At 70.7% G+C, this 12,349-nt stretch carries 12 protein-coding genes and 1 tRNA gene; all 13 read right to left on the bottom strand.

Annotated elements, in window-relative coordinates; translation table 11 throughout:
- Positions 1 to 167: 167 nt before the first annotated feature.
- The 13 genes from ACTMTF_RS24800 to ACTMTF_RS24740 all read right to left on the bottom strand — a co-directional run bounded on the left by ACTMTF_RS24800 (position 168) and on the right by ACTMTF_RS24740 (position 12,344).
- Positions 168 to 240: transfer RNA gene (locus ACTMTF_RS24800), tRNA-Leu, on the bottom strand.
- A 49-nt stretch (positions 241 to 289) separates the two neighbouring features.
- Positions 290 to 784, bottom strand: a complete 495-nt coding sequence (locus ACTMTF_RS24795; protein WP_441113009.1) for a peptide deformylase — start codon at positions 782 to 784, stop codon at positions 290 to 292.
- Between the two features lie 122 nt (positions 785 to 906).
- On the bottom strand, positions 907 to 1,389 hold the full coding sequence (locus ACTMTF_RS24790; protein WP_397011982.1) for a glycine cleavage system protein R: 483 nt from the start codon (positions 1,387 to 1,389) through the stop codon (positions 907 to 909).
- Positions 1,390 to 1,501: 112 nt separating this feature from the next.
- Positions 1,502 to 2,818, bottom strand: coding sequence for an NAD(P)/FAD-dependent oxidoreductase (locus tag ACTMTF_RS24785; RefSeq protein WP_441112826.1), 1,317 nt, complete (start codon positions 2,816 to 2,818; stop codon positions 1,502 to 1,504).
- A gap of 99 nt (positions 2,819 to 2,917) precedes the next feature.
- The gene (locus ACTMTF_RS24780) at positions 2,918 to 3,721 is read right to left on the bottom strand and encodes a uracil-DNA glycosylase (RefSeq protein WP_441112825.1); all 804 of its coding nucleotides are present in this window, start codon (positions 3,719 to 3,721) and stop codon (positions 2,918 to 2,920) included.
- Between the two features lie 191 nt (positions 3,722 to 3,912).
- On the bottom strand, positions 3,913 to 5,115 hold the full coding sequence (locus ACTMTF_RS24775) for a hypothetical protein (RefSeq protein WP_441112824.1): 1,203 nt from the start codon (positions 5,113 to 5,115) through the stop codon (positions 3,913 to 3,915).
- Positions 5,116 to 5,293: 178 nt separating this feature from the next.
- A complete protein-coding gene (locus ACTMTF_RS24770) occupies positions 5,294 to 6,238 on the bottom strand; it encodes a Ppx/GppA phosphatase family protein (protein ID WP_397011990.1) in 945 nt (314 codons plus the stop codon).
- Entirely contained in the window at positions 6,229 to 6,717 is a 489-nt protein-coding gene (locus ACTMTF_RS24765; RefSeq protein WP_397011992.1) for a DUF501 domain-containing protein, read from the bottom strand. Before ACTMTF_RS24765 ends, ACTMTF_RS24770 begins: the two co-directional genes overlap by 10 nt.
- Positions 6,704 to 7,126 (bottom strand): septum formation initiator family protein, encoded by a 423-nt coding sequence (locus tag ACTMTF_RS24760; RefSeq protein WP_397011994.1) that lies wholly within the window; start codon positions 7,124 to 7,126, stop codon positions 6,704 to 6,706. The genes ACTMTF_RS24765 and ACTMTF_RS24760 overlap by 14 nt, the downstream gene beginning before the upstream one ends.
- 81 nt (positions 7,127 to 7,207) lie before the next feature.
- Positions 7,208 to 8,485: a phosphopyruvate hydratase gene (gene eno, locus ACTMTF_RS24755; RefSeq protein ID WP_397011996.1), complete on the bottom strand. Its 1,278-nt coding sequence runs from the start codon at positions 8,483 to 8,485 to the stop codon at positions 7,208 to 7,210.
- A gap of 53 nt (positions 8,486 to 8,538) precedes the next feature.
- Positions 8,539 to 10,731, bottom strand: coding sequence for a WD40 repeat domain-containing serine/threonine protein kinase (locus ACTMTF_RS24750; protein ID WP_441112823.1), 2,193 nt, complete (start codon positions 10,729 to 10,731; stop codon positions 8,539 to 8,541).
- 51 nt (positions 10,732 to 10,782) lie between these two features.
- The gene (locus ACTMTF_RS24745; protein WP_441112822.1) at positions 10,783 to 11,724 is read right to left on the bottom strand and encodes a MazG family protein; all 942 of its coding nucleotides are present in this window, start codon (positions 11,722 to 11,724) and stop codon (positions 10,783 to 10,785) included.
- 8 nt (positions 11,725 to 11,732) lie between these two features.
- Positions 11,733 to 12,344 carry a SurA N-terminal domain-containing protein gene (locus ACTMTF_RS24740; RefSeq protein ID WP_441112821.1) on the bottom strand — a complete coding sequence of 204 codons (612 nt, stop codon included), beginning with the start codon at positions 12,342 to 12,344 and terminating at the stop codon, positions 11,733 to 11,735.
- Positions 12,345 to 12,349 lie beyond the last annotated feature (5 nt).

Raw genomic sequence — 12,349 nt, 5'->3', positions numbered from 1 at the left:
GCCTCCTGTGCGCCGAGCCTATGGGACCGGACGGCACCTAGGTCAACTCGCACTCATGATCTATGTGGTTTCGAGACTCCAAGCAGGTGGTCAACGAACGCGCCCGCCGGGAAGTTCCCAAGGTCAACGGAGCGAATTCGGAAGCATTTCCGATGGTAGATGGTCGGTGCCCCCGGCGGGATTCGAACCCGCACCGCAACCCTTTTAAGGGGTTTGCCTCTGCCATTGGGCTACGGGGGCGCCGCAATCATACGAAACGGACCATGCTTCCGAGGAGCACAACTTCGTATCAGGCGTCACAAGTGTGAAGTCTGCGATGAAGTGAGAGGGCTCCTGACACTCTGTCCAGGAAGAGTACGCCGTCCAGATGGTCCAGTTGGTGCTGAATGCACCGAGCTTCGAAAGCATCGGCTTCGATGGTGACGGGCTTCCCGGTTCCTGGCAAACGCCCATCTACCGTGATACGGGACGCTCGGCGTACATCGCCCATGAGGCCCGCCACGGACGTGCACCCCTCGCGCCCGCAGTCCCAGCGCGAGGCCTCCGTGAGGCGAGGATTGACCACCACGAGCTCTCCGGCCCAGGACCGACTCCTGGGGTGGCGACCGGCGTCAAAGGCGATCAGACGCCAGCTCAGCCCGATCTGGGGGGCCGCCAGGCCGGTTCTGGCGGGCTCCTCGCGGAGGGTGGCCAGCAGGTCGGCCGCCGCGGCCACCACCTCGGGGGCCGTCGGGTCCACCTGCTCGGCCGGGGAGGACAGGATGGGGTCGGGCGCGCCGAGCACCTGACGCGCCTTCCCTCGCGGCCCGTTCACCGGGCGGGGGCTTGAGCGTTCGGGCACGTCGATCTCCTGACGTTGATCTCCTGGACGGTTTCGAAGGCGGCCGGCAGGGTCCGCCAGGGGGCTCAGAGCAGGTCGGGCTCGACCGGGCGGAAGGTGATCTCGGAGTCGAGCCCGGCGCCGACGGCCGCCAGCCTGCGCATGAGCGCGGCCACGTCCACGTTCTCGGGCAGCTCGACGTCGGCGATGAGGACGTACAGGCGGCCGGTGAGCCGGGTGCTCATCCCCGTGATGTTGCCGCCGTCGGCGGCGAGCACGGCGCTGATCCCGGAGATGATGCCGGGCCGGTCGGGGCCGTGGACGGTCAGCACGTAGCCGAGGCCGTCGCTCTGGCCGCGGAAGTAGCGGTACGCCTCCACGGCGGAGGCCGTCACCACCAGATCGGGCACGGAGAGCTGTTTCATCAGCTCATCGGGGCTCAGGTCGCCCGAGACCAGCAGCATCATCGCCACATGGCCGCCGAGCAACGTCATCGTCGAGTCCTGGATGTTGGCCCCGCAGTCGGCGAGCGAACCGGTGACCGCGGCGATCACGCCTGGCCTGTCCACGCCTAGCACGGTCACCGCTGATAGCCCCACCCGTGAATCCCCTTCCGATCAGTTCGGTGGGTGCCGAAAGCGCCCCGGCGCGAGTGATCGCCGGGGCGCTGCGCGCGAAGGGCTAGCGGCGCATCGTCTTGACCGCGGCCCTGAATCCCTCGCGTGGATGCTCCATCTCTCCGAGCGAGATCGTCTCCCGCTTGAAGAACAGGGCCAGGGTCCAGTCGACGACGACGCGGACCTTGCGGTTCAGCGTCGGCACCCGCGACAGATGGTAGGTGCGGTGCATGAACCACGCAGGGAATCCGCGAAGCTTGACGCCGTAGACGTTGGCGACGCCTTGGTGCAGGCCGAGACCGGCGACCGATCCGACATACTTGTGCCGGTAATCGACCAATTCCTGCCCGCGCAGGTACCGGACGATGTTGTCGGCCAGCACCTTGGCCTGGCGGACCGCGTGCTGGGCGTTGGGCGCGCAGTACTGGCCCGGGTTGGTCACGTCGGGCACCCCGGCCGCGTCACCGGCGGCGAAGGCGTCCCGGGTGCCTGCGAGAGTGAGCTTCGTCGTGGCCTTGAGCCGGCCGCGCTCGTCGAGCGGCAGGTCGCTTTCGGCGACGACCGGGCTGGGCTTGACGCCCGCGGTCCACACCAGCGTCTCGGCCTCGAACTTCGAGCCGTCGGAGAGCACCACGTGGCCGCCCTCGCAGGACTCCAGCCGGGTCTCCAGCTTCACGTCGATGCCGCGCTCGCGCAGCTGCTCCAGCGTCCACTTGCCCATTTCCGGCCCGACCTCGGGCAGCACCCGGTCGGTGGCCTCGACCAGCACCCAGCGGATGTCGGCCGGCGTGAGGTTGCGGTAGTAGCGCGTGGAGTGCTTGGCCATGTCCTCCAGCTCGGCCAGCGCCTCCACCCCGGCGAAGCCCGCGCCGACCACGACGAAGGTCAGCGCCCTGCGGCGCAGCTCCAGGTCGTCGGTCGACTCGGCCACGTCCAGCAGGTGCAGCACGCGGTTGCGCAGCGCGATGGCCTCGCCCACGGTCTTGAAGCCGATGCCGATGTCGGTGAGACCGGGGATCGGCAGGGTGCGCGAGATCGAGCCGGCCGCCATGACGATCACGTCGTAGGAGACGTCACGCGGCGCGCCCTCGGCGGGCTGGAAGGTGACGGTGTGCCCCGAGTGGTTCACCTTGGTGACCCGGCCGTTCAGAATCCGCACCTTGGGCAGGATCCGCCGTAGCGGCGCGACCAGGTGCCGGGGCGAGAGGTTGCCCGCGGCGGCCTCCGGCAGGAACGGCTGGTAGGTCATGTAGGACTGGGGATCGATGATCGTGATCCGCACCTCGCCGCCGCGCAGCTCGCTGGCGAGCTTCCGCTGCAGGCGCAGTGCTGTGTAGAGGCCGACGTAACCGCCGCCGACGATCAGAACGTGCTTACTCATCCTGAGGCCCCATCCCTCGTGGAAAGACTTTGTGAAAGCTTTCACAAGCAGCGTACGTCTCCGTCGCGCAAAAGGCCAATGCCCGGATGGTGCAACGCGTCACACTGCCAGCTCCCCCGCTCTGGTGAAGACATCGTCAAGCATCGCGCCGGTGACCCTGCCGGTGAAGGTGTTCTGCTGGCTGGGGTGATAGCAGCTCAGCAGCGTGACCACCGCGTCACCCGCGTCACCGTGCCGCACCGGGACCTCTACCCCGTGCCCGAACGGCGGCCGGCTACGCGGCAGGACGTAACCGGCGTCCTTGAGCGCCGGCCACATCGCCTGCCAGGCGTAGCCGCCCAGCGCCACGATCACCCGGACGGTCGGCGCGACCAGCGCGATCTCCCGCGCCATCCACGGCAGGCAGGCCGCCTTCTCCTGCGGGAGCGGTTTGTTCTCGGGCGGCGCGCAGCGCACCGACGCCAGCATCCGGGCGCCGATCAGACGCTGCCCGTCACCGGCGTGCGTGCTGGTCTCCTGCGTGGCCAGACCGGTGCGGTACAGCGAGGCGAACAGCCAGTCACCGCTGCGGTCGCCGGTGAAGATCCGGCCGGTCCTGTTGCCGCCGTGCGCGGCCGGGGCCAGCCCCACGATCAGGACCCTTGGACGCTCGTCGCCCCACCCGGCGACGGGCCGCCCCCAGTAGGTCTCCCCGGCGAACGCCCGCCGCTTGGCCGCCGCCACGTCCTCGCGCCAGGTCACCAGGCGCGGGCAGGCCCGGCAGACCGACTGCCTGGCGGTGAGCTCCGCGAGGGTGTCACTCGTGGCCGCGAGCCCGCGCACGTCGGCGGGGTCGTGCGCGACCGGGGTGTCGGCGGTCGCCGGATCGTCGGGCCAGCCGGTGCCGGGCGGTACGAAACTCATGACACCGATGGTGCCCGACCACCGAGCCCACCCGTGAACCGCAGTCCCGCTCATGAACCGCGGGTGCTCTCCCGGGCGAAGGCCGGACACGGAAGACCGGGTGGCGCATGAGGGCGCCACCCGGTCGAGAAACCGCTCACCTCACCGAGGCGGACCGACGCCGGCCTAGCCGTCGATCAGCCCCGTCTCGGCTACTTGTTGCTGGGAACCTCGGAAGGAACCGGGCTCGCCGACGGGACCGGGGTCGCCGTGGCAGTCGGCTTCACCGTGGGAACCGGAGTCGCCGTGACGGCCGGCTCCGGCTTGGCGCACGCGGCGTAGACCGCCCCGGTCGAGTCGCTGTTGTTCGGGCCCTGGACCGACAGCACGACTCTGCCACCGTCCTTCGCCGAGCCACTCAGCGCCTGGGCAGGCAGTGAGACGCTCTTGGAGTCACGGCCGTGGAAGTAGCCCTGACCGCTGGAGACGGTCCGGCCGTTCAGCGACCAGGTCCACTGGACGCGGGCGGAGCCGGTGGAGCGGATCGAAGCGCTCGCGCTGACCTTGCAGTCCTTGTCCGTCGAGGCCGACATGCCAGTGGCGAAGACCTTCACGGACGGGACGGGACGCGGGGTGTAGTCCTTGCACCAGACCTTGTAGTGGGCCCGGTTGGAGGTGGTGCGGTCGGGGCTGAGCACCTCGAGGACCGCCGAGCCGTGCTGGCTGTGGCGGGGCGAGACGCCGACGCTGACGGTGCGGGAGTCCCACACCCTGACCTTGCCGTAGTCCACGACGTCGCCGTTGACGACCCAGCGGTAGCGGACCCACGACGGACGGTCGACCCTGATCTTGCCAACAATGTCGATCTTGGTGCCGGGCGTGCAGGCGCCCACGTAGCGAGACGGGCTCGCCCAGGCCCGGACCGAGACCCGCGCCTCGGGCTTCTTGGCGTCCAGCTTGAGACAGGACACCGAGAAGTAGCTCTTCTGGGAGGTCACCTTGCGCGGGCTCAGCACCTGCAGGGCCTGCCAGCCCTTGAGGTCGCCCTTGAAGGTGGCCTTCTCGCTCACCGTGACGGACTTGGTACGGGTGCCCTTGACGGTGACGGTCTTGACCTTGCTCTTGGACCCGTCGGCGTGGAGCCAGCGGTAAGCGAGCGTGGTCCGCTTCTTGCCGGGCTTGACCTTGACCGTCGACGAGAACTTCACGTCGACCGGGCAGGAGCCCTGGTAGTCGCCGGTCGACACCTTGGGCTTCGAGACCGACACCTTGGCCTTGGCGGCGGCGGCCGTGGCCGCCGAGCCGGAGGTGGCCGCCTGGGCGGGACTGGCCGCCAGCCCGGCCACCAGACCGGCCATCATGGCGGTGGAGGCGCCGAACGCCGCCGCCTTCCGCGCTAACGCAGAGGACTTCATGACAGGAGTGCTCCATTCCGTGAGGGGAGGACGCACCCGGGAACGGTTGCCACGTCGACAGCACCCGTGTCCGACAATATGGCAAAGCCCCCGCAATGCACGCGATCACTAAAGCACAAAAAGGATTGCGCGCTCAACAGGACACCCAATGGGGATATGTCCCAATCTGGTCGCAACGTTAAGTTATGGACCAGGCAATTCCATCAAGAATGTCGTGCTCGCTGACGACGACCTGCGGAAACCCGAAGCGCCGCACAAGACGGTCCAGAATCAGGGAACCGACTCCGATCACGTCAATTCGTCCGGGATGCATCACCGGAACGGCCGCGCGCTCACCATGGGTCATCGACAGCAGCCTGCGCGTCACCTCATGCACCTGCCCGGCGGATATCCGAGAGTGATGAATGCGCTCCGGATCGTACGCGGGAAGGTCGAGCGCGATGCCCGCGACCGTCGTCACCGAACCGGCCAGCCCCACCAGCGTACGCGCCCGCCGTACCGGAACCTCCGCCTCCACCCGGTCGAGCGCCGCCTCGATGTCGGCCACCACGGCCTCCAGCGCCACCGCCGAAGGCGGATCCCCGGCCGCGCGCAGATGCCGCTCGGTCAGCCGGACACACCCGATGTCGACCGAGACGGCCGCCTCGGCGTGCGCGGAGCCGACCACGAACTCGGTCGAGCCGCCGCCGATGTCCACCACGAGGTAGGGGGGCAGCGGCCCCTGCGGCACCTCCGTCTCCGGCGACAACCGCACCAGCCCCCTGGTCGCGCCGGTGAACGACAGCTCGGCCTCCTCCGCTCCCGAGACCACCTCCGGCTCGACCCCGAAGATCTCCCGCACCCCGTCGGCGAACTCCTGCCGGTTGGCCGCGTCGCGGGTGGCGCTGGTGGCGACCACCCGGGTGGCCGTCACGCCGTGCTGGTCGATCAGCTTGCGGTAGCCGCGCATCGCGCCGAACGTCCGCGCCAGCGCCTCAGGCGCCAGCCGGCCGGTCTCGTCGACCCCCTGGCCCAACCGGACGATCTCCATCCGCCGCTCGACCTCGGTCAGCGTGTCGTCGTCGACGTCGGCGACGAGCAGGCGCACCGAATTGGTGCCGCAGTCGATGGCCGCTACGCGCATGGTCCGTCACTCCACCAGTCCGGGAGGGCGTCCAGCGCCTCCCTGCCGAACGGATTGGCGCCCGGCACCGCCAGCTCGTGCGCGACGAGCGCGTGCAGGCACTTGACCCGCTTCGGCATGCCGCCGGTGCTCTGCATGTCACGCGGGAGCGGCTCCAGGCCCTCCTCCTCCGCGATCTTGTCGCGCCTGGCGACGTAGTCGTGGTGCGCGGCGTCGTAGGCCGCCGCCAGCTCGGCATCGGTGGCCAGCCTGGCCTGCATCTCCCGCATCAGCCCCGAGCCCTCCAGGGTGCCGATCGCGGAGGCCGCCTTGGGGCAGGTCAGGTAGTAGAGGGTCGGGAAGGGCGAGCCGTCCGCCAGCCGCGGCGCGGTCTCCACCACGTCCGGATTGCCGCACGGACAGCGGTGGGCCACACCGCGTAGCCCTCTCGGCGGCCGCCCGAGCTGCCGCTGGACCGCCTCCACGTCACTGCTCTCCAACGCCTGCCTTCTCCCCTGCTCCCGCTCTGCGTCCCTTGCCGGTGTCGGCCGCCTCGACCGACTCCCACAGCGTCTGATACCACGGCGGGAGCGCGGCGGCCTGCTTCACGGCCGTCTGATCCTTGCCCGGCGCGGCGTCCATCACCACGTAGCACTTCTCGCCCGGCCCGCAGTAGTGGAGCCGCTCCTTGGCCGTGCGCTTGATCCAGTTGGGATCGCGGATCTGCTCGCTCTCGGCGACCAGCTTCTGCCGCTCCGCCTGAACCCTGGCCTTCTCCTCGCGGAGCTCGGCGATGTTGCGGCGCTGGGCGATGTACTCGCGCACGGGGTAGGCGAGACTCATCGCGATCGCGCACACCACGATCGCGAGGATGGCGGCCCTGCCGGTCAGCTGCGGTCTCTTCGCCATGCTGAGCACCCCCAATCCGTCGTACGGCTCCGGCGCGGCTCGCGGCCGGGCATGTCGCCCCGCCGCGAGCCGTACCCGAAACTAGCGCTGGAAACGCGGGAAAGCCCCGCGACCCGCGTAGCGTGCGGCGTCGTCGAGGATTTCCTCGATGCGCAGCAGCTGGTTGTACTTCGCCACCCGGTCGGACCGGGCCGGGGCGCCGGTCTTGATCTGACCGCAGTTGACCGCGACGGCCAGGTCGGCGATCGTCGTGTCCTCGGTCTCGCCGGAGCGGTGGCTCATCATGCAGGTGTAGCCGCTGCGGTGGGCCAGGGCGACCGCGTCGAGCGTCTCCGACAGCGTGCCGATCTGGTTGACCTTGACCAGCAGGGAGTTGGCGGTGCCCTCCTTGATGCCGCGCGCCAGCCGCTCCGGGTTGGTCACGAACAGGTCGTCGCCGACGAGCTGGACCTTGCTGCCCAGCGCCTCGGTGATCGCGTGCCAGCCCTCCCAGTCGTTCTCGTCCAGCGGGTCCTCGATGGAGACCAGCGGGTAGTTGTCGACGAGGTCGGCGTAGAAGGCGATGAGCTCCTGGGCCGACAGGCCCTTGCCGTCGATGGTGTAGACGCCGTCCTTGTGGAACTCGGAGGCGGCCACGTCCAGCGCCAGGCCGATGTCGGTGCCGGGGGTGTAGCCGGCCCGCTCGATGGCGACCAGGATCAGGTCGAGCGCGTCGCGGTTGGAGGGCAGGTTGGGGGCGAAGCCGCCCTCGTCGCCCAGGCCGGTGGCGTAGCCCTTCTCCTTCAGCACGCCCTTGAGCGCGTGGTAGACCTCGGTGCCCATGCGCACGGCCTCGCGGAACGTCTCCGCCCCGATCGGCGCGATCATGAACTCCTGGATGTCGACGTTGGTGTCGGCGTGCGCGCCGCCGTTGAGGATGTTCATCATCGGCACGGGCAGCACGTGGGCGTTGGGACCGCCGACGTAACGGAAGAGCGGCAGGTCGGCGCTGTCGGCGGCGGCCTTGGCCACGGCCAGCGAGACGCCCAGGATGGCGTTGGCGCCGAGCTTGGCCTTGTTGGGCGTCCGGTCCAGGTCGATCATGATCTGGTCGACGATGCGCTGGTCCTCGGCCTCGACGCCGTGCACCTCGTCGAAGATCTCGTCGGTGACGGCCAGCACGGCCTTCTGCACGCCCTTGCCGCCGTAGCGCGCGTCGCCGTCACGCAGTTCGACGGCCTCGAACTGGCCGGTGGACGCGCCACTGGGCACCGCCGCACGGCCGGTGCTGCCGTCGTCGAGAATCACCTCGACCTCAACCGTGGGGTTGCCCCGGGAGTCGAGGATCTCGCGAGCGTAAACGACCTCGATGGTAGCCACGGGATGCGCTCCTAATTCGAAAGGCAATATGCGTTCAGAGCCTATCGGTACGCTCACCGTCCACCCCGCACGGTCCACACGCGCATCATGCCCCCGGTGGCCGCCACCACCGCCTGGCGACCGCCGATCTCCCCTACGGCCAGGGCGGTGACCTGGTCCGGCACGGGCACGGAGGCCAGCCGCGCGCAGGAGCCCGTCTCCCACACGTGCAGCACGGCGCCGCCGCTTCCGTACAGCAGGCCACGGCCGCCCGCCCCGGTGATGGCCAGCCTGGTCAGCTCCGCGCCGTCCGGCGCGGCGACGGCGCACCTGCGCCGGCCGGTGCGGTGGTCGTGGAGGTCGGCGCCCCGGCCACGGACGCCGACGGCCACCGGCTGCCCCGGTGCGGCGGCGATCGCCAGCACCTCGCCCATCTCCCCGCCAGTCACCTCGCCCGCCGCCTGGGGCGACATGCCTTGAGCGCCGCCCCACAGGTTGGCCAGCCGCAGCCCGTTCCACCGAGAGCTGAAGGCCACCAGGCCGTCCTCCCCGGTCCAGGCGAGCTGGGAGACAGGCTCCTTCGAGGCGTGGAACGGACCGGTCTTCTTTCCGGTACGCAGGTCCCAGCCTTGGAGGCGGCCGTTGGGGCAGCCGACGGCGACGACCGGATCCTCCTTGCGCGGCACGGCGGCCATCACGGCGTCGCTGCCGCACACCTTGGCCGTCACGACCGGAGAGCCGGGCGCCCAGTGCGAAACGAATCCGTTCTTGCTGGACCAGGCGACCGAGGGCACCCCGTCGACCTGGACGAACTCCAGCGCTGTGACGCCCGAGGCGGCGTCCGACGACGGGGAGACGGCCAGCCGCTCGCCCGTGGCGGGGTCCCAGAGCTGGACGTTACGCGCCTGCGGAGCGGCGGCGGCCACCACGGTCCTGCCGTCAAGCACGCCGACCGCCAGCGCGTCGACGAGCTTGCCGAGCCCGAAGGGCCTGCCGAGCTGCTCGGCCACGGCGGGCTCGCTCGTCACGGAAGTGCCGGCGGGCGGACTGTCCGAGCCGCGCCACAGCAGGCCCAGCGTGATGCCGCCGACCAGCGTGACGGCCACGGCCCCCGCCGCCTTGGCCCGCCTCCGGCGCACCGGGGAAGCGGGCCTGGCGACGCCCCGGCGCAGCTCCCCGCTGTGCCGGCCGTCGTGCTCGACCTGCGCCCGCACGGACCCGGGCACGTCGCCGGTCACGGGCCGACGTCGCGGGGACTCGGGCACGTCACCCGTCACGGGCCGACGCCGCGGGGATTCGGGCTCGTCGCCGGTCGCGGGCCGACGCCGTACGGACGGGCGTGCTCTCATCGGCCGGGCCTCGGCTCGGCCGCCCGTCGCCGTCCGGCGGGTTCCGGTGACCGCCCGGCCGGGACGCCGGCTCGCCGCGCCGGTGGACCCGCCGCCGTACCGGCGCAGGCCCTCGTCGCCCTCCATGAGCGCGTGCAGGACGTCGGAGGCCGTCGGCCGGGCGGCGGGCCGCTTGTCCAAGCAGCCGGCCAGCAACGAGCGGAGCGGCTCGGCCACGTCCGGCAGGTCCGGCTCCTCGGTCAGGATGCGGTGCATGACCGCCGGAATCGACTCGCCCGCGAACAGGGCCCGGCCCGTGGCCGCGTACGCCACGGTGGAGGCCCAGCTGAACATGTCGGAGGCCGCGCTGGCCGGCTCACCGGCGATCTGCTCGGGCGACATGTAGCCGGGGGTGCCCACCACGCTGCTGGCGGTGGTGCCCGCCTCCATGGCCTTGGCGATGCCGAAGTCGATCACCCTCGGCCCGTCGGGGCCCAGCAGGATGTTGGCCGGCTTGAAGTCGCGGTGCACGATGCCCGCGCGGTGGATGGCGTTCAGCGCGGCTGCGGTGCCGACGGCCAGCCGTTCCAGCGCGCCGCCCGTCCTGGCGCCTTCCCTGACCACCGACTCCTGCAGCGAGGGCCCGGGGACGTACTCGCTCACGATGTACGGCCGGCCGGCCACGAGGCCGGAGCCGATCACCCTGGCCGTGCAGAAGGCGGCGACCTTCTCGGCCAGCTCGCATTCCTGGAGGAACCTGCGCGTCGCCCGCCGGTCGCCGAGCAGCCTGGCGTGCAGGATCTTGATCGCGACCTGCCGGCCGCCGTGGTCCTCGCCGAGGTAGACCGATCCCTGCCCGCCGTCTCCCAGGCCACGCAGGAGGCGGTAGCCCGCGACCTCGCGCAGCTCGCCGTGCTGCAGCTGGCGTAACCGAGACATCAGAGACCTCCCCCGTAACGGGTAAATCCTGGCATTTCGGGATGCGTGGCGCTACTGAGGAGACTGCCGGGACTCCCAGGCGTGTACCCGATCGCGGTAGGAGCGGGCGGCCGCGCGCAGCTCCGCCTCGGCGTCCAGCCCTGCCTCCTGGGCGCGGCGGACCAGGTCGAACAGCTCTCGGGCGATCCCCTGGCCGACCGCTGACGCGAGCCCGGCGGGCACGCCCGCCCGTTCGGCGCGTCGTACGAGCTGGGCGGCCAGCGACAGCGCCGGCTGTCCCATCGGCACGCCGTCGAGCAGCGACCGGCTGCCCTTGGACGCCCGCTCGGCCGCCTTGATCGTCTCCCAGTTGTCGTTCACCTCGTCGGCCGTCTCCGCCCGGACCGAGCCGAACACGTGGGGGTGGCGGCGCACCAGCTTCTCGACGATCCCGGCGGCCACGTCGTCCATGTCGAAGCCGTCGGCCACCCGGGCGTGGAACACCACCTGGAGCAGCAGGTCACCGAGCTCCTCGCGGAGCGCCGGATAGTCGCCGTCCTCGATGGTCTCCAGCACCTCGTAGGCCTCTTCGAGCAGGTACGGCACGAGCGACTCATGCGTCTGCTTGCGGTCCCAGGGGCATTCGGTGCGCAGCCGGTCCATGACAGCGACCAGGTCCAGCACCCGGGCGCCCGGCAGGTCGTAGGAGCCGGGCACCACCTCGATCAGCGGCGGCTCCTCCAGCGCGACCGCGGCGTGGCCGAGCGCGCGCATGAAGTCCTCGTCGTCGCCGTCGGCGAGCCAGACCACGGTCTCGCGCACCGCCCGCCCGGCCAGCTCCGCCGCGTCCGGGGTCACGACGGCGACCTCGACGCCCGCCTCCGCCAGGTAGGGCAGCTGCGGGTGGGCCGGTGAGCCGGTCAGCACCTGGCCGGACCGCAACGCCTGCCAGGCCTGGTGGCTCAGCAGGCCCGGCGCGATGCGCGGCGAGGTGGTGACGACGACGAGCGGCATGCCCGGCCCTACTGCTGTTGCTGTTGCTGTTGCTGTTGCTGCGGCGGCTGCGCGGGCGTGCCGAACCGGCCCGGGTCGACGAAGCCCTGATCCGGCGTGAAGGAGCCGTAGCGGGGGCTGAAGACGGGCTTGACCGCGTTGTACTCCTCGTTCCACTTCGCCGCGGCGTCCTGGCTCTGGGTGCCGCCCCACTTCTCGATCACCTTGGCGGCGCCGAGCTCGGCACGCAGGTAGGCGCGCGGGTTGGCCGGCGAGACGCCCTTGGTCAGCAGGTTCATCTCGGGCGTCTGCTGCTGGCCCGGCTGCTTCAGCGCCTGGTCGATCTCCGTCTCGCTGACCGTGACGCCGTGCTTGTCGGCGATCTGCTGGTAGCGGAGCTGGTTCGTCATCCGGAACAGGACGAACTGGGAGATCGGCACGCCGAGCTGGCCCGGGTCGATCTGGGCCTTCCTCAGTGCGGCCTCGAACTCCTGAACGTTGCGCTTGAGATCCTGGGAGGAGATCCGCTGGTCCCCGACGACCGCCGCGGCACCGGCCTCGACCGTCGTCCCGCAGGCCGTCAGCGCGAAGAGGCTGGCCCCCGCCGCTGTAGCGGCCAGAGCCACTCGAATCGACTTCACATGCT

The organism is Nonomuraea sp. ZG12, assembly GCF_052068115.1.
Lineage (GTDB): Bacteria > Actinomycetota > Actinomycetes > Streptosporangiales > Streptosporangiaceae > Nonomuraea.
Note: the sequence above shows the minus strand (reverse complement) of the source record. Positions and strands in the feature narration are given on the sequence as shown.

Bases quoted from the DNA above. Each gene is read 5' to 3' on its own strand.
- ACTMTF_RS24760 (WP_397011994.1), bottom strand. From the start codon at position 7,126: ATGGCGAAGAGACCGCAGCTGACCGGCAGGGCCGCCATCCTCGCGATC.
- ACTMTF_RS24785 (WP_441112826.1), bottom strand. From the start codon at position 2,818: ATGAGTAAGCACGTTCTGATCGTCGGCGGCGGTTACGTCGGCCTCTAC.
- ACTMTF_RS24780 (WP_441112825.1), bottom strand. From the start codon at position 3,721: ATGAGTTTCGTACCGCCCGGCACCGGCTGGCCCGACGATCCGGCGACC.
- ACTMTF_RS24770 (WP_397011990.1), bottom strand. From the start codon at position 6,238: ATGCGCGTAGCGGCCATCGACTGCGGCACCAATTCGGTGCGCCTGCTC.
- ACTMTF_RS24745 (WP_441112822.1), bottom strand. From the start codon at position 11,724: ATGCCGCTCGTCGTCGTCACCACCTCGCCGCGCATCGCGCCGGGCCTG.
- ACTMTF_RS24775 (WP_441112824.1), bottom strand. From the start codon at position 5,115: ATGAAGTCCTCTGCGTTAGCGCGGAAGGCGGCGGCGTTCGGCGCCTCC.
- ACTMTF_RS24750 (WP_441112823.1), bottom strand. From the start codon at position 10,731: ATGTCTCGGTTACGCCAGCTGCAGCACGGCGAGCTGCGCGAGGTCGCG.